Here is a 16,322-nt window from a genome sequence, read left to right as displayed (position 1 = left end):
GGCCCTCCTGCAAGAATGTGACCGCGCTCAGATTGTCGCCGGTTCCCGCACGTCCACGGCCTCGGGCATGGCGGCCCGCCGCGCGATGTCGTTCGCGGCGATGTAGCCGAACACCATGGCCGGGCCGATCGTCCCCCCGGCGCCGGGATAGTTGAGGCCGAATGGGCTTCCGGCGGCGTTTCCAGCCGCATAGAGACCAGCAATGGGTGTGCCCCCGGTATCGATCACGCGCGCCTGGCGGTCCGCCTTCAGGCCGCCCTTGGTGCCCAGGTCGCCCAGGTGGATCTGTACCGCGTAGAAGGGCGCCTCGCGGATCGCGCCGAGTGCGGGATTGGGCTTGCAGGTAGGGTCGCCGAAGGTCTTGTCATAGATCGTCGAGCCACGGCCGAATTCGGGATCCTCGCCCTTGCGGGCATACTCGGTCATCCGGCGCGTCACGTCTTCCAGCTTGACCGGATCGACGTCGATCCTGCGCGCCAGTTCGCCCACGGTGTCTCCCCGGAAGATATAGTGATCCCACCAGTCGACCGGGATCGCGCGGTCCGGCATGATCGCGGCGGGCAGGATGCCGCCCGCCGTGAACTTCCTGCGGAAGGCAGCGTCAAACACCAGCCAGCACGGCGTGTTGGCACCGGTCGTACGCTGATCGGCCACCATCGCCGCGCCGAAACGATCGTAGGAGCAGGCTTCGTTGACGAACCGGTCCCCCTCGCGGTTGACGCAGACGCTGTAGGGACGGCCCACGTCGAACACCGCCTGGTGCACTTCCTCGAAATTGGATGCGGAGCGGCTGGGCAGGATCATCGTCGGTGCCCACCAGCCTTCGCCGGTATGTTCGGTGGCCGCGCCGATGGCTTCGGCGGCGATCAGCGCCTCGCCGGCATTCGCGCCCTGCGGCGTACTGCTCCACCAGATCGAGGTCCTGACCGGATAGAAGCGATCGCGCAGCGCCTGATTCCACTCGAACCCGCCCGCGCAGATCACCACGGCGTGGCGGGCCTCTATCTCATGGCGGCGGCCGCGATGGCTCACGGCGACGCCGGTGACTTTGCCGTCTGCGACGAGCAGCCGCTCCAGCCCGGTCTCCAGCCGGATCTCGACGCCCTTCTCGAAGAGCCTGGCGAGCAGCGGGCCGATCAGCGCCGCGCCGGAAACGAACAGCCGGTCGCGGCGAGTGATCCTGCGGGTGCTGCGATCCTTCCAGTACCGCCCGATAACCCTGGCGATCATGCGCTTCCAGCCGGCACTGCGGGCGGCGATGGTGAAGGTTTCCTCCAGATTCATCGCATAGCGGTTGAACAGCTTGAAGCGGGGATATTGCTCGCGCACCAGCGGGAACCTGTCTCCCAGCAGGCGACCGTCCCAGGGCGGCATCACCAGGCTGCGGTCGCTGCGCGATCCGGGCAGTTCGGCGAAGTAGTCCGGCCAGGGCATCGGCATCATCGCGATGCCCTCCCGCCCGAGCCAGTCCAGCATTTCGCGCCCGGTATCGACATAGGCTTCCAGCCGGTCGCGGTCGATCGGCCCGCCGATGACGGCGTCGAGGTAGGTCAGCGTCTCTTCGCGCGTGTCGCTGGTGCCGCCCAGCCCGTGATTGGGGATCCAGGCGACGCCGCCCGAGGTGGCGGACGTGCCCCCGTACTTGTGCGCCTTCTCCACCACCAACACCCGCAGGCCGAGATCGTGCGCGCGCAGGGCGGCAGTCAGCCCGGCCGCACCCGAACCGACGACGATCACGTCGAAAATGTCGCTCATCGCCATCCTCCCGTTCTGTTCCCTGCCTGGCCTAGCCATGATCGGCCGCGCCTTCGCTGCCCTTCTTCACTCACTGCGTTCTCGGGCTGGTGCGGCTGCAAATCAGGACAACTATGCCCGCCCGGCCCCGGCCTATACCGCAAGGCGAGACAGCATCAGCGTGCAGGGGGAGCGGACGTGTCGGCTTTGAAGGGGCTAAGGATCGTCGAACTGGCCGAGCAGGTCGCCGGGGAATATTGCGGCAAGCTGCTGGCCGATTTCGGCGCGGAAGTCATCAAGGTGGAGCGTCCCGCAGGCAGCCCGACCCGGCGCCTCGGCCCGTTCCTGAATGACCGCCCGGAAAGCGGATGCAGCGGGCTCTTCGCCTACCTCAACAGCAACAAGCAGTCGCTGGTGCTGGACCTGGCAACGCGTGCGGGGCGTCTGCGGCTGGACCGGCTCCTGGCCGGCGCCGACGCGGTGATCGACGACCACGGCGGCGCCTGGCTCACCGCGCTCGGCCTCTCTCCCGCCACGGTCCGCGAGGAGCATCCCGGCCTGATCCTATGCTCGGTGACGCCGTTCGGGCTGGACCCACCGCCCGAACGCGCCCATGCGACGGACCTCATCGTCACGCACGCCAGCGGCCTGGGCTATCATACGCCGAGCGCCGCCGATGCCGAGCGGCCGCCGCTGAAGGGGCCGGGGCGCTTCCTGGCCAGCTACGAGGCGGGCCTCGAAAGCGCGCTCTGCCTTGCCGCGGCGCTGCACCGGCAGGGGCGAACGGGGCAGGGGACCTTCATCGATGTCTCGGCGCAGGAGGTGCTCGCGGGACGGCTCGATTACGTGCTCGGTCAGATGATCGCCGGGGACATGGATGTCAGCGAGAGCCGGCGGCAGTTCGACCTTGGCGGGCCGGGCGGCATCTTCCCGTGCCGCAACGGGTTCATCTACGTGTTCCTGACCACGCCGGGCCATTGGCATGCGCTGCGCGGCCTGATGGGAGACCCCGAGGAACTGCGCGACTTCCCGGCCGACTGGCTGGAGCGGGGGCTATCGCCGGAGCGCATCGCGGCTTGCCGCAAGCACATGGTGGGCTGGCTGGCGGGGCTGGACAAGGACGAGGCGGCGGCATCGGCGCAGGCCAGCGGCATCACGCTGGTCCCGATCAACGACATGGGCGATCTCGGCCAATCGCCGCAAGTCCGCCACCGGAACTACTTCACCCGCGCCGAATTGCCGGGCGGGGCGGGAAGCGCGCTGTTCCCGACCGTCGGCTACCGGCTCGCGGCAACCCCTGCCAGGATCGCGGCGGCGGCTCCCGAACTGGGGAGCGCCGCGCCGGACCACCCCCCGCCGGACCACCCCCCGCCGGACCACCTTCCGCCGGACAATCGCCCGCCGCGACCGCCAGCCCGCAAGACGGCCGGAAAGGGGCCGCTCGCCGGGGTCCGTGTGCTGGAACTGACCAAAGTCTGGGCCGGACCCTATGCCGGCAAGCTCCTGGCGTTCCTGGGCGCCGAGGTGATCCGGGTGGAGAGTCTGGGCTCGCTGGACGTGACGCGGAGTTACGGCGTCAGCGATGTGAACAAGGCGCCGGGGTTCATGGCGGTCAATCCGCAGAAGCTGTCGGTCCAGATCGACATGAAGAGCGAGGCGGGACGGGCGCTGCTCAAGCGGCTGGCGGGTACATGCGACATCGTGCTCGAAAACATGCGCCCCGGCGCGCTGGAGCGGCTGGGGCTGGGCTACGAGGCCCTGAGGGCGGTGCGTCCGGACATCATTCTCACATCGATGAGCATGTATGGGGCGGATGGGCCGCTTGCCTACCAGACCGGCTATGCGCCGTGCTTCGTGGCGCTCAGTGGGATGAGTTCGCTGGTCGGCTACGAAGGCGAGGCGCCTTCCGGCATGAATGTCCGCTATGCCGATTCCAGCTTCGGAGCGGCCGCGGCCTTCGCCTCGCTGGTTGCGCTGCGCCACCGCGAGGCGACCGGCGAAGGCCAGTTCGTGGACGTCTCCGCGGTGGAGACCCTGACCAGCCTGATCGGCGATACGGTCATGGATTTTAGCCTGAACGGCAGGGTGGCCGCCTGCGACGGCAATCGCCATGCGGACATGGCGCCGCACGGCCTCTATCGCTGCACCGGAGAGGACTGGATTGCGCTGGCCGTCCAGTCCGATGCGGAGTGGCGGGCGCTGGCTTCCCGCATCGGCGTGCCGGGATTGGCCGAGGACCGGCGTTTCGCCGCGCTTGCGGATCGCAAGGCCAACGAGGCCGCGCTGGACGGCCTGATCGCGCAGTGGACGCGCAAGCAGGATGCCGCCGCGCTTGCCGCTGCGTTGCAGGCGGCGGGGATAGCCGCCGCCAAGAGCGCCAATTCGGTGGACCTGATCGGCGACGGGCACCTCTGGGCGCGGGGGTTCTACCGTCATGTCGAGGATCAGGACGGTCAGCCACGCGCGGTTCTCGGCCCGTCATGGCGCCTGTCGGACCCGGCTGCCATCACGCTCGCGGCGCCGCGCCTCGGGGAGCACAATGGCTATGTGCTGGGCGAGATCATGGGGCTTTCGGCGGAAGAGCAGGCCCGCCTCCACGAAGCAGGCGCCTTGCGCTGAGAACCCGCGAAAAGGTCTGTCCCCAGCGCGGGATGGCGTCAGCCGCTCTCGCTCGTCTTGACCAGTTCGTAATCGCCCGCATCGTCGACCAGGCACTTCCAGCCGGCGTAGACGACGATGGTGGTGAAGGTTTCCTCGATGATCGCGGGGCCAAGGATTTCGTGCCCCGGCCCAAGTTCGGCACCCCGGTGGATCGGCGTTTCCTCGAAGCCCTGGCCCAGGTTGGCGCGGCGCATCAGGGCCGGCTGGGGGGCATGGGCGGCGACGCTGGTTCCCCTGCCTACCGCGGGAGAGGGTGTCTCCACCGAACTGGCGAGACGGACGCCGGTGATCTCGGGCAGTTCGTGCTCGCGAATGTGGCCGTATTCCTCCTGATGGCGCTGGTTGAACAGCGCGATGGCGCGGGCGGGCAGGTCTTCATCGACGAAGGCCAGGTCGCCCAGCCGGTCTCCGGCGTGGATGTCGAAAGTCAGCGCGAAATTCTGCCCGGGATAGCGCATGTTCATCTGGTAGCGCGCGGTGATCCGTTCGGCGGCGAACTGCGCGGCTTCGAAATGGCGCTGCGCCCGGTCGGAGAGTTCGCGCCACATCGCCCGCAGGCGGTCGTTGTCGGCGGCAAGCGCGGGCACGATGTAGGATCGCTCCTCGTCTATGCTTGGATTGGCCACGAGCGTGCCGAGGGCGGAAAACGTTGGCGAGGCCTTGGGCACGAGCACGCGCGCGATGCCCAGATCCTCGGCCTGGATCGCCGCGAACACCGGGCCGTTGCCGCCATAGGCCAGCATGACCATTTCGGCGGGATCCATGCCCTTGCCCGCGGTGATCCGCCGCACGCCTTGCGACATCCTGGCATTGACCATGCGCCAGCAGTCGAAGGCGGCCTGCTCCGCGCCGTAGCCCAGTTCCCGCCCCAGCGCGGCAAAGGCTTCGTCCACGCCGGTACGCGAGAGTGAGAAGCTGCCCCCGGCAAAACCCGCGTCGGTCGAGAGGATGCCCAGCATGACCAGGGCATCGGTGATCGTCGGTTCGCTGCCGCCGCGCCCGTAGCAGATCGGTCCCGGCTCCGATCCGGCCGAGGCAGGGCCGACCTGGAGCGCGCCGCCGCTGACGTGGCAGATCGAACCGCCGCCCGCGCCCAGGGTCTCCACTTTCACCATGGGCACGCCGATCAGGTAGCGGTGGTGCATGTTCCAGCCCGCCTCGGCCGGCGCGCTGCCATCCCGCACGACGGAGATGTCGTAGGAGGTCCCGCCCATGTCGACGCACAGGATATCGCGGTAACCCTTGGCGGATCCGACATGGGCCGATCCGATCACGCCCCCCGCCGGCCCCGAGGCCAGCACGCGGATCGGCGCGCCTTCTATATAGTCCACGGTCATGACCCCGCCGCTCGCCTGCATGACCATGAGTTGCCGGGCATAGCCGGCGTCCCTGACGCGGTTCACCAGTTTTTCGAGATAGGAATAGACCCGCGGGGCGACATAGGCGTTGACGATCGTGGTGCTGGTCCGGTCGTATTCCGGTGCGCGGGGCAGCACTTCGTGGCTGGCGCAGACCTGCACGCCGGGCAGCTCCTTGGCCAGGATCGCCGCGATGCGCCTTTCGTGGGCGGGGTTCACGAAGGAGAACAGGAGCGAGATCGCCACCGACTCCACGCCTTGCTTCCGCAGCCGCGCGCAAGTCTCGCGCACGGCCGCTTCGTCGAGCGGCTTGTGCACCGTCCCGTCATGCAACATGCGTTCGGGCACCGTCAGGCGGCGGCGGCGCGGGGCGATCTGGATGGGCGGCTCCAGGCGGACGTCCCAGATGTCCTCCTTGTAACCCCGGCGGTACTCCACCTCGTCGCGGAACCCCTCGGTGGTGATGAGGCCGGTGACGGCGCCGTTCATCTCGATCAGGGTATTGTCCGCGACGGTGGTGCCGTGGACGATGGTGTCGCAGGCGCCCAGAAAGTCCGCGAGCGCAAGGCCTTCCAAGTCGGCCAGCTTCTGCAGCCCGGTCATGACGCCGAGCGAGCGGTCTTCCGGCGTGGAGAGGTTCTTGTGGAGGCGGACCTCCGTACCCTTGAGCAGGGCGAAGTCGGTGAACGTGCCCCCGATGTCGATGCCGACGCGATAGCCCATCGTTTTCCCCTCAGGCGGCCGCAGCCATGGTCATGTTCCGGCGCAGCGCTGCCGTGGCATCGTGGTCCACTTCGAGGTCGTATTCCTCGATGCTTCCCTTGAGGATCACGCCGTAGCGGCTGCGCGCGGCCTCGATGCTGACGTATTCGTCGAGCACGTCCTCCTTGACCGCTTCGGGATCGCGCGCCAACGGCGGGCCGAACCCCGCGCCGCCGCCATGCTGATAGGCGATCACCGCGCCTGTCGGGAGCATGGCCTGGGCGGTTTGCTCGATCCGGTATTCGTTCGGCGTGCCCACCTCGAACCGGTTGGAATAGGGAATGGCGTCCTCGCCGCCGCACATGCCCCGCAAGGGGTGGTCGGCCGAGACCATCCAGGCCATCGCCGTGACGGGTTGCAGCACCTGCTTGACGTTGAGGCTGCCCGGCGCGCCGCGCCACTGCCCGGCGCCGCCGGCGTCGGTCGTCATCTCGCGGCTGATGTTGAGGATGGGATAGCGCGTTTCGGCATCCTCGGCCTCGGACAGGATCAGGCTGCCGAGGCTGACCGGGCACGATCCCCAGCCGTCGATCCCCGGCACGGCGGATACGTCCATCGAGCGGCAATCGACGCCCTGGTCCATCCACATCGTGCCGGCTTCGTCGAAGCCGATCACCGCATTGGGCATGCCGATCTTGTAGAGCTGCGGGGCGGAGCGCTGCGGCGCGACGTTGCTGAGCGCGAGGCACACGGCTTCGGTGATCTCGCAGGCCGGATGGAAAGAGCCGAGCGCGGCAGGTTTGTTCGGCGGCGGCTGCGCTATCGAGCCTTCGGGGACGATCATCTCCACGGCATCGAAGAAGCCTTCGTTCTTGACGATGTCCGGCGCCATCGCCGCCACGACTTGCGTCATGATATAGCTGCGCGTGTTCGCGAAAGTGTTCCACACGCCCACCAGCTCGGGCCGCGCGTCGGTTCCGGTGAGGTCGATCGTCAGCCGGTCCCCCGCCACGCGGCAGGCAACCTGGACCCGGATGTCCTTGGTTCCCGCCGTGTCGTGGTCGATGAAGACGGTGGCCTCGTACGTGCCGTCGCGCCAACCGGACACTTCTTCGCGGCAGCGCGCGGCGGTGTGAGCGATCGAGTGATTGATCGCCGCCTTCACCCGGTCCGAGCCATAGCGGGCGATCAGGCCCTGCAACCGCGCCGCCCCTTTCTGCACGCCGGTTATCATGGCGGCGAGATCGCCTGCGAACGAGGGAAAGCGGTTGTTGCGCTCCACCATGCGCAGCACGTCCTTGCGCGGCTCGCCGCGGTGCACGAGCTTCAGGCAGGGATAGGAGACGCCTTCGGTGAAGATGTCGGTGGCCTCCAGCGTGAAACCGCCGGGGTCCTTGCCGCCGGTGTCGCCCTGGTGGGCCTGAAGCGTCTGCACCACGATCAGCTCGCCCGCATCGTCGAAAACGGGCGCATAGATGCAGTAGTCGGGCAGATGGCCGCCGCCATGGTCGGGGTCGTTGGCGAGGAAGACATCGCCCGGTCCCCAGTCGAACGTCTCGAAGTTCATCAGGCCCCAGCGGACCATCATCGGGTTGACGAAAGTCAGGTGCGGCGTGCCGATGGCACCCATGGCAAGGCGGCCGTGGGCATCCACGATCGCGGCATTGCGCTCGTTCGACTGGTTTATGATCGGCGAGGACGCCGCGCGGCCGAGATGGGTCGCGGCCTCGAAGCACACCGTCTCGAAGGCGCCCCGGATGATCTCGGCGGTGACGGCATCGATCCCGGCCCCCGTGGGCAGAGGAGCACGCCGGGCCGCGAGCTTTCGGTTGAGTTCAAAGGACACGGTGCCAGTTGCTCCTCATTGTTCGCTCGTCACTGTTCGGTCGGCCAGGTGCCGGCGGCGGATTGATGGGCCAGCGGCGAGGCGGGATCGCCGATCTCCACCAGCGAGCCGTCCTCCCGCTTGCCGTAGATGGAAAGCGCGAGGCCGAGATCGACTTCGCCGGCTACCACGGGGGGCTGCTTCGGCCTGGCGGCGCCGCGCTTCTCGCGACCGGATCCTGCGGATCTTGGGCTTCGCCGCATCCTGTCCCCCCTCCTGAGCATCGCGCGATCGCGCAGCCTCTGCATCCGGTCGCTACGGCCCCATTTCCGGCCCCGCAAGCAGTGCCGCAGCGGCTGCAACGTCCGGCAAGACAGAGTGCAACGTCAGCACAGCGGGCAAGGCCCGGCCCGTGCTAGCGCTGAGGCGACCCAGCCATGGCGAGCGAACCTGCGATCCTATGACCGAGCCCACATTCCTGCGCGCCCTGCACGAAAACGACCTGCCGCCGGGCGAGAAGAAAGCCGTCGACCTGGCAGGCAGGTCCATCCTGATCTGCCATGTCGGCGGACGGTTCTTCGCGGTGTCCAACATCTGCTCTCACGCCGAGGAGCGGCTGGAGTGCGGCCGGATGGGCAATGGCTGGATCGCCTGTCCCATCCACGGCGCGCGCTTCGATCTGGCAAGCGGAAAGCCCAGAAACCCGCCGGCAAAACGCCCCATCGTTACTTATGCGGTTCGCCTTGTCGAAGGATGGATCGAGGTGGAAATGCCTTAGGCTGCCATCCGGAAGAGGCTCGACAGGTCCGTTGCCGTTACGCGGGGATGGACGGATGCCCACGATATTCGCGCGGAGCGAGGCCGTAGCGTGACTTGAACATGCGGCTGAAATGCGCGCTACTCTTGAACCCGGCCAGATAGGCGATCTCGCTGATGGCATAGTGCTGCATTTTTTCGTCGCCCAGCCAGTCGTGCGCGGTGGTCATGCGCTTGTCCCAGATCAGGTTGGAGAACGAAAGCGCGCTCTTCTTCAGCACATGGCACAAGTACCGGAGCGAAATGCCGCAGCTGTCCGCCACCATCCGGGCATTGAGATCGGGGTTGGCGAAGTTCTGGTTGATGTAGCGGGTGATGTCGCCGATCCGCTTGTCGCAGATGGTTTCGCGCGCGGGCGGGTTCCCTGAAAGCCGCGTGATCGTCTTGCTGATGCCGGTGAGCAGTGCCTGCACCAGTTGCTCCGCCATGTCCTGGTCGATCTGGTCGTCCTGTTCGAACACCAGTTCGAGTATGCGGTCGGTCAGGGCCAGTTCGCCGCTGGAGGCCGGGAAGGCCCGGCCCGCCTCGATGTTCTCGCTGAGGACCGCGTAGATCTTGTGGGAGGGGACGACGACGTGCATCACCTCCAGCTCGCTGTTCTCGGGCGGGACAAGCTCCATGTAGAAGGGCCGCGTGGAGCGCGTGATCGCACATTCGCCGGCGTTCACGACATGCCGTCCGCCGGCATGGGAAATGGTCATCTGGCCCCGGCGCAGGAACCAGAAGATCACCAGGTTGGTCTTGTCGTTGCGGATGTGGCCCCAGGAGCGCCGGAACGCGAGGCCCGAACGCGAGACTTCCTTGCAGATCGTGTATTCGCCCGCGAGGCTCTTCTCGATCCGCACGTCGATATTGTGCGACGACAGTGGCACCAGATCGCCGTCGTAGTAGTCCGCCTTGTTCGTGCCTCGAAATTCGAACCGCCGGGATTCGTGGTTCGCCGTGGTCATGTCGAACGCGAGAACGGGCATCTGCTTATCCTTCTCCGAAATGCTCTTGCGGCATTGTGATCTACCATAGCTCATTCGTGGGCCCAGCGACAGTAGGCTGGTCGTGAGGCCCGGTCGTGGGCCCGGTCAGAATGCGTAGGACAGCTCCAGCGCGTAAGTACGCGGCTTGCCCACGACGGCGCCGTTGTGGCCCAGCGCGACGGCAAGCTGCATGCCGCCCACGAAATAGTCCTCTCCGAACAGGTTCTCGCCATAGAGCGCCGCGGAAAAGTCCGAACCCATGATCTTCTTCCAACTGAGGCGGCTGTTCACCAGGGCATAGCCGGGCAGCTTCGTGCGCGGCGAGACGCTGGCCGCGGTATTCGAGAAATACTGGCCGGTCTGCGTATAGACTTCGCCGCGCAGGCTGATCTCGCCGGCATCCTGCGCCACCGGCAGGATCACTTCCGCCCAGCCGGTGCCAGAGGCCTTGGGCGTGTCGCCAACCGGGCCGTAGAAGTAGGTGCTGCCGAACAGCTCTACCTGGTTGCGGGTGAAGTCCGCATCGGTCAGGGCCAGCTGGCCGCCGAGGCGCAGCCATTCCATGGGCATCACCGTACCCTCGGCCTCGATGCCGCGCACCCGCTCGGCCGGCACATTGGTGGTGAAGGCGATGGAGGCAAGGGGACCTGCAGGGCCGTCGGGATCCGGGAACTCCACGCGCTGGACGTGCTGGATCCACTGGTTGAACAGCGCCAGACTCAGCGAGGCGGGCCGGCCGAAGGCGCGGCCGCCGTACTTGACGCCGGCCTCTATGTCCTGCGTCGTTTCGGAATCGAAGAAGTTGCTGCCGCCCAGCGTGACGATGCCTACCGGATCGAGCGTGCCGTTGTACCCGCCGCTGCGGAAACTGCCGCGCGTCTTGAGGTAGAGCAGCCAATCGGTATCGGGCTTGTATTCCAGGCCGACTTCCCAGCTCGGATCCTGGTAGGTGCGCTTCTGCTGGGGCGGGCCGAAATTGTCCGATCCGGCAAGCTGCACCCCGTAGACCCGCTCGCGCGTGTAGCGCAGCCCGGCCGTCAGCCGGAAGCCCGGCGCACCGATGCGCCCGAGATCGTAAGTGCCCTGCGCGTAGAGCGCGTCGGTGTGGTTCTTGATGCGGAAATGGTTGACCGCATAAGTCGGGAAACCGGGATTGGGCGAGAGATCGAAATAGGTCTGCGGGTAGAGCGACCGGGTGTTCTGCCGCTGGAGATAGAGCCCGACGATGAATTCCAGCGCGCCGTCGGCAGCCTTGCCCTGTAGCTGCAGTTCTTCCGAATAGGAGCGCAGGTCCTCCACGTTTCCGAACTCGCCTGCGGGAGCATTGGCGGTCAGGATGGTGGCGAAGGGCGCGCCGAGCTGGGGTTGCTGCGAATCCGTGTAGGAATCCACCAGGCCGAAGATGTTGCGCAGCCGCAAGTCCCCGCCCAGCTCGATCTCCGTCGTGTTCGAGACGTTCCAGTTCTCGCCGAAATGATCGGCTCCGGCAGGGTGGTTGGTCTTGTAGAGGCCGAGACGTCTTTGCTCCTCGACATAGGCGATCAGGCCCGGAGCATAGGCGTTCGGATGCGCGGCAAGGTACCGTGCCCAGGCGCCCGGACCCAGCACGCCGTCCAGCGAGGGGCCGAACAGCAGGCCCGCGCTGCACGACAGGGCGAAGCCGTTGTTCGTCTCTCCGCAGCCGTAGACGCTGTAGGTATAGGAGGCGCCGGTATTGTTCCCTCCGCTGCGCGCGTATTGCACCACCGTCGTATTGACGAGGTCGGGCGTGGGCTTGAGCGTCAGGGAGATGCGGCCGCTTTCGCGATTGACCCTGCCGAGGTCCTCCCCTGTGTAGAGATCGCGGATATATCCGTCTGCATATGTCAGGTTGAAAGCGGCGCGCAGCAGCACCTTGTCCGCCACCAGCGGAATGTTGATCGCGCCTTCGACTTCGCGGCGGTCGTAATTGCCGTAGCGGCCGCGCAGATAGCCTTCGAACCTGTCGGTCGGCCGGGCCGACGTGAACAGCACGGCGCCGCCCGTTGCGTTGCGGCCGAACAGCGTGCCTTGCGGCCCTTTCAGCACTTGCACCGATTGCAGGTCGAAGAAGGTGGAGGCGCCGCTCACCGGCATGGGCACTTCGTTCAGGTAAGTGACGACTGCCGAGGGCGAGCCGCTGAAGATGTCCGCGCTCTGCCCGCGCAGGGAGTAGGTCAGCGAATTGTTGCCCTGCGTCTGGCGGATCGTCAGGCCGGGTACCGTCCGCTGGAGGTCGGCGTCGGTCACCACCGCGCGCGAGACGAGATCCTCGGATCCGATTGCCGTGATCGAGATCGGCACGTCGGCCAGGCTTTCTTCGCGCCGTCGCGCCGTGACGACGATGACGCCGCTTTCGTCGGGACCGATCGGGACGGTGGCAGTCGGCTGTTCCTCATGCGCGAAGGCCGGCGCAGGCGTCAGCGCGGTGATTGCCATAGCCACGGCCATGGCCATCGGCGAAGCGAGACCGGCCGTGCCTGTGCCGGAAACGTGCGAGCGGCTGCGATAGGTTTTCAGATGGTCCTCCCCGCTTGGCATTTTCCGCAAGTTGTCCTTGCCGGAACCTTCCCCAGTTCGGTTCGACTCTAAGTTGCCCCAGAGTGATCCGCTATGCCTGCATCAGCAACGGCAAGCGCCTGTGGGCGAGATACCGCCGCGCGATCGATGGGCCTTGCCGGAAACTGCCATGGCAATTGCTCTGGGCTGTCAGCGCTCTGCGAAGGCACGTTTTGCCTTGGCGATGTCTTCTTCCCTCGGGCTAAGTGGCGGCACCGGGGACGTGGCCCAAGCCCTTGCAGGCAGGCGCTGCGTCCGGAAACCGGAAGCACGGAGCAGGATGGCGGATGAGGGAGCAAGCGGGCTTGGGCAAGGGTTCGGGGCAACATCCGGCATCTGTGCCGGTCGTGTTGATCACCGGGGCCAGCGCCGGCATCGGCGAGGCGATTGCGCATCGTTTCGCGGCGGCGGGCTACCGGATCGTCGCCGTGGCGCGGCGGCAGGAAAAGCTGGATGCGCTGGCGCGCGGCCTGTCGCACCTGACGCAAGTGGAGACCCTCTCGCTCGACGTGGCCGAGCCCGCGAGTGCCGCTCGTGCCGTCCGTTTCGCGCTCGACAGGTTCGGGCGGCTCGACTGCCTGGTCAACAACGCCGGTTCCGGCCGCTGGGCGCCCGTCCACCAGACCGATGACGCAGCGATGGACGAAGTGATCGACATCAGCCTCAAGGCCACGTTCCGTTTCTGCCGAGAGGCCGTGCCCGCCCTTGGGCACGGCTCCTCGATCGTCACGGTGGGCTCGACCTTCGGCCTGATCGGCGGCTTGGACGGAGGCATCTACTGTGCCGTCAAGGCGGCGCTGGTGGGGCTGACGCAGACGCTGGCCGCCCAGTACGGACCGCAGGGCATCCGCTCGAACCTGGTGGCGCCCGGCGTCATCAAGACCGACATGACCCGCGACCACTGGGACCTGCAGGGATTCCGGCGCCTCAACCAGGAAATGACCCCGTTCGACCGCGAGGGCACGGTTCAGGACGTGGCGAATGCGGTGTTCTTCCTGGCCTCGCCGGAGGGCAGCTACATCAACGGGCAATCCATCGCCGTGGACGGCGGCTGGACGACCACCAAGTTCCTGGCAACCGAGGCGCTCGTCGCGGACCGCGTGCTTCCGCAGGCGGCCGGTGCCGCTGCAAGCCTCTGAAAAGCGGAGATACGACATGGCTGCTGCTGAAACTCAGGTCACCGGCTCCGCGCCCCGTGAGGCGGGACAAAGCCCCGCGGCGCAGGGATCGGCGCTTCTCGGCAGTGCCTCGCTGACGGATCCGGCCATCTCGGCCCAGCCCACTGCCTATTACGATGCGATGCGGGCGCTCGATCCCGTCCATTACGACGAGAAGCTGCGGATGTACCTGGTCTCGCGCTACGAGGACATCCAGACCGTCCAGCGCGATCCGATCACTTATTCGGTCGAGCATGGCTACAAGGCGCAATATGCGGCGGGCTTCTTCGAGGAGTTCCAGCAGATCCTGGAACGCGACGGGCAGGGCTATTTTCCCGACGCCATCATGTCCGACCCGCCTTACCACACGCGCATCCGCAAGCTGATGGACAATGCCTTTTCGGCCCACCGCGTCCGGCAGCTGGAACCCCTGATCGAGACCATCGTGCGCGAGACGATCGAGGGCTTCATCGATCGCGGAGAGTGCGACGGTGTGAAGGACTTCGCGGTGCCGGTCACCATCCGCGTCATCTGCGAGCAGTTGGGCATCGACGTCTACGACGCGGACAAGATCCAGCGCTGGTCCATCGCCGTGACTCAGCAGATCGGCCGCATGCAGAACCGCGAGCAGATGATCGCCAATGCCAGGGACATCTGCGACCTCCAGAACTTCCTGATCGCCCATATGCGCGACCGTGAGGCGAACCCGCGCGAGGACATGATCTCCGATCTCGTCCACGCCCGGGCGGAAGGGGAGGACAACCCCACCCTTGCTTTCGGGGAAGCCGTCTCGCTGGTGCGCGCGCTGATGATCGCGGGCAACGAAACGACGGCGACGGCGATGTCGAACATGCTCTACATCCTGGCCACGCAGCCGGAGGTCGCGGAACTGCTGAAGGAATCGGCCGACGATGACCGGTTGCTCTCGCGCTTCGTCGAGGAGCTTCTGCGGATCGAGCCGCCCGTGCGCGGCCTTTCGCGCATGACCACGCGGCCGGTGGAACTGGGCGGCAGGAGCCTGCCCGAAGGCGCGCATCTGCTGCTCATGTATGCCTCGGCCAATGACCAGCAGGACGTGTTTCCCTGTTCGCGCACGTTCGACATGGAGCGTTCCAACCTGGGCCGTCACGTTTCGTTCGGAGGCGGTCCGCACCGCTGCATCGGGCTGTCGCTGGCGCGCATGGAGATCCGGGTGGCGGCGCGCGAGGTGATCCGGCGCATGGAGGATTTCAGGCTGACCGTTCCGGCGGGGGACCTGAAGTACTTGCCCACGGTCGCCACGCATTCGATCGAGTGCCTGCCGATCGCCTTCTCCAAGCGGGCATGAGGGAGCGGCACTTGGGTCAGGAGCTGGCAGGAAAAGTCGCCGTGATCACCGGCGCGGCACGGGGCATCGGCCGCGCAACCGCCGCGCTGTTCGTGGCGGAGGGTGCACGGGTGGTGATCGGCGATATCGACGAGGAGGCCGGGCAGGCCGCCGCCCTTGCCCTGGGGGAGGCCGCGATCTTCCGAAAGGCGGATGTCGGCCGGACTGAGGACATCGACGCGCTGGTGGCGGCGGCCGTCGACCGCTTCGGCGCCCTGGACGTGATGTTCAACAATGCCGGCGTCTCGTGCAGGCCGAGCGCCGATTTCCTCGACGACGATCTTGCGGATTTCGAACAGGTGATGCGCGTCAACGTGCTGGGGGTGATCCTGGGGACGCAGCGCGCCGCGCGGCACATGGGCAGGAACGGCGGCGGATCTATCATCAACAACACGTCCATCGCCGGGCTCATTCCGGGTCTGGCCATGCTCGCCTATCGCACCTCGAAAATGGCCGCGATCCATGCCAGCAAGTCCATGGCGATCGATCTGGCGCAATATGGCATCCGGGTGAACTGCCTGGCCCCCGGTCATATTCCCACCGATCTCAATGCCTTCGCGCCCCCGGGCGCATCGCCAGAGGCGGCCGCGCGTATCCAGGTGGCCATGAAGCCGGTGTGGGATGCGAACAAGCCGCTGAAGCGCCAGGGTACGCCCGAAGACGTGGCGCAGGCGGTCCTGTTCCTCGCCGGAGACCGGTCGGCCCAGATCACCGGCACCGTGCTCGCCGTGGATGGCGGCATATCCGCAGGCGATCCGGTCAATCATTTCAGGGAGCTGATGGCAGCGCGTGCCGCGGCTCTGGGCGAAGGGGCGTGATGGCGATGGGCGTGACAGTGACATTCGTGGAGGAAGGCGGCGCGGAGCGGAAGTTCGAGGGCGTGGAGCCGTCCCAGTCCCTGATGGAAGTGGGCCGCACGCACGGCGTGAGCGGCATTCTGGCCGACTGCGGGGGCGCCTGCGCCTGCGCGACCTGTCATGTCTATGTCGACGATGCCTGGATGGAGAAAGTCGGCAGCGCCGATGCGATCGAGGCGGAAATGCTCGACCTCGTTTCGGAATTCCAGAAGCCGAACAGCCGGCTCTCCTGCCAGATCCGCTTGCGGGAAGAGCTGGACGGGCTGCGCGTCGAAGTGGCGCCTAACGGCTATTGAGC

The 16,322-nt window shown here is 66.8% G+C and carries 12 protein-coding genes; 6 read left to right on the top strand and 6 right to left on the bottom strand.

Features of this window, described 5'->3' with window-relative positions; all coding sequences use genetic code 11:
- Positions 1–27: 27 nt before the first annotated feature.
- A complete protein-coding gene (locus tag EDF58_RS15205) occupies positions 28–1,755 on the bottom strand; it encodes an FAD-dependent oxidoreductase (RefSeq protein WP_132267068.1) in 1,728 nt (575 codons plus the stop codon).
- Positions 1,756–1,932: 177 nt separating this feature from the next.
- Here EDF58_RS15205 and EDF58_RS26355 point away from each other — a divergent pair, with 177 nt between their 5' ends.
- On the top strand, positions 1,933–4,353 hold the full coding sequence (locus tag EDF58_RS26355) for a CoA transferase (RefSeq protein WP_132267067.1): 2,421 nt from the start codon (positions 1,933–1,935) through the stop codon (positions 4,351–4,353).
- 38 nt (positions 4,354–4,391) lie between these two features.
- On the opposite strand, the gene EDF58_RS15195 is transcribed toward EDF58_RS26355, so the two are convergent.
- From EDF58_RS15195 to EDF58_RS25915, 3 genes are read right to left on the bottom strand one after another with little or no spacing between them, the layout of a single operon-like run.
- Positions 4,392–6,476: a hydantoinase/oxoprolinase family protein gene (locus EDF58_RS15195; protein ID WP_132267065.1), complete on the bottom strand. Its 2,085-nt coding sequence runs from the start codon at positions 6,474–6,476 to the stop codon at positions 4,392–4,394.
- Positions 6,477–6,486: 10 nt separating this feature from the next.
- Positions 6,487–8,301 (bottom strand): hydantoinase B/oxoprolinase family protein, encoded by a 1,815-nt coding sequence (locus tag EDF58_RS15190; protein WP_132267063.1) that lies wholly within the window; start codon positions 8,299–8,301, stop codon positions 6,487–6,489.
- Positions 8,302–8,330: 29 nt separating this feature from the next.
- The gene (locus EDF58_RS25915; protein ID WP_165921434.1) at positions 8,331–8,471 is read right to left on the bottom strand and encodes a hypothetical protein; all 141 of its coding nucleotides are present in this window, start codon (positions 8,469–8,471) and stop codon (positions 8,331–8,333) included.
- A 269-nt stretch (positions 8,472–8,740) separates the two neighbouring features.
- Here EDF58_RS25915 and EDF58_RS15185 point away from each other — a divergent pair, with 269 nt between their 5' ends.
- On the top strand, positions 8,741–9,058 hold the full coding sequence (locus tag EDF58_RS15185) for a non-heme iron oxygenase ferredoxin subunit (RefSeq protein WP_132267062.1): 318 nt from the start codon (positions 8,741–8,743) through the stop codon (positions 9,056–9,058).
- 37 nt (positions 9,059–9,095) lie between these two features.
- On the opposite strand, the gene EDF58_RS15180 is transcribed toward EDF58_RS15185, so the two are convergent.
- Positions 9,096–10,067, bottom strand: a complete 972-nt coding sequence (locus EDF58_RS15180) for an AraC family transcriptional regulator (RefSeq protein WP_165921433.1) — start codon at positions 10,065–10,067, stop codon at positions 9,096–9,098.
- Positions 10,068–10,172: 105 nt separating this feature from the next.
- Positions 10,173–12,626 carry a TonB-dependent receptor plug domain-containing protein gene (locus EDF58_RS15175; protein WP_132267058.1) on the bottom strand — a complete coding sequence of 818 codons (2,454 nt, stop codon included), beginning with the start codon at positions 12,624–12,626 and terminating at the stop codon, positions 10,173–10,175.
- Between the two features lie 305 nt (positions 12,627–12,931).
- Here EDF58_RS15175 and EDF58_RS15170 point away from each other — a divergent pair, with 305 nt between their 5' ends.
- From EDF58_RS15170 to EDF58_RS15155, 4 genes are read left to right on the top strand one after another with little or no spacing between them, the layout of a single operon-like run.
- On the top strand, positions 12,932–13,783 hold the full coding sequence (locus tag EDF58_RS15170; protein ID WP_132267056.1) for an SDR family oxidoreductase: 852 nt from the start codon (positions 12,932–12,934) through the stop codon (positions 13,781–13,783).
- A gap of 16 nt (positions 13,784–13,799) precedes the next feature.
- A complete protein-coding gene (locus tag EDF58_RS15165) occupies positions 13,800–15,128 on the top strand; it encodes a cytochrome P450 (protein WP_132267054.1) in 1,329 nt (442 codons plus the stop codon).
- Positions 15,129–15,139: 11 nt separating this feature from the next.
- On the top strand, positions 15,140–15,985 hold the full coding sequence (locus tag EDF58_RS15160; protein ID WP_132267052.1) for a glucose 1-dehydrogenase: 846 nt from the start codon (positions 15,140–15,142) through the stop codon (positions 15,983–15,985).
- A 5-nt stretch (positions 15,986–15,990) separates the two neighbouring features.
- On the top strand, positions 15,991–16,320 hold the full coding sequence (locus EDF58_RS15155) for a 2Fe-2S iron-sulfur cluster-binding protein (RefSeq protein WP_207913001.1): 330 nt from the start codon (positions 15,991–15,993) through the stop codon (positions 16,318–16,320).
- Positions 16,321–16,322: the final 2 nt, after the last annotated feature.

It is taken from the genome of Novosphingobium sp. PhB57 (assembly GCF_004342985.1).
In the GTDB taxonomy this organism is placed as follows: domain Bacteria; phylum Pseudomonadota; class Alphaproteobacteria; order Sphingomonadales; family Sphingomonadaceae; genus Novosphingobium.
This window is presented reverse-complemented; position numbering and strand designations above follow the sequence as displayed.

Excerpts from the sequence above, each read along its gene's own strand:
- EDF58_RS15205 (WP_132267068.1), bottom strand. The coding sequence starts at position 1,755 with ATGAGCGACATTTTCGACGTGATCGTCGTCGGTTCGGGTGCGGCCGGG.
- EDF58_RS15195 (WP_132267065.1), bottom strand. The coding sequence starts at position 6,476 with ATGGGCTATCGCGTCGGCATCGACATCGGGGGCACGTTCACCGACTTC.
- EDF58_RS15185 (WP_132267062.1), top strand. The coding sequence starts at position 8,741 with ATGACCGAGCCCACATTCCTGCGCGCCCTGCACGAAAACGACCTGCCG.
- EDF58_RS15180 (WP_165921433.1), bottom strand. The coding sequence starts at position 10,067 with ATGCCCGTTCTCGCGTTCGACATGACCACGGCGAACCACGAATCCCGG.
- EDF58_RS15175 (WP_132267058.1), bottom strand. The coding sequence starts at position 12,626 with ATGCCAAGCGGGGAGGACCATCTGAAAACCTATCGCAGCCGCTCGCAC.
- EDF58_RS15170 (WP_132267056.1), top strand. The coding sequence starts at position 12,932 with ATGAGGGAGCAAGCGGGCTTGGGCAAGGGTTCGGGGCAACATCCGGCA.
- EDF58_RS15165 (WP_132267054.1), top strand. The coding sequence starts at position 13,800 with ATGGCTGCTGCTGAAACTCAGGTCACCGGCTCCGCGCCCCGTGAGGCG.
- EDF58_RS15155 (WP_207913001.1), top strand. The coding sequence starts at position 15,991 with ATGGGCGTGACAGTGACATTCGTGGAGGAAGGCGGCGCGGAGCGGAAG.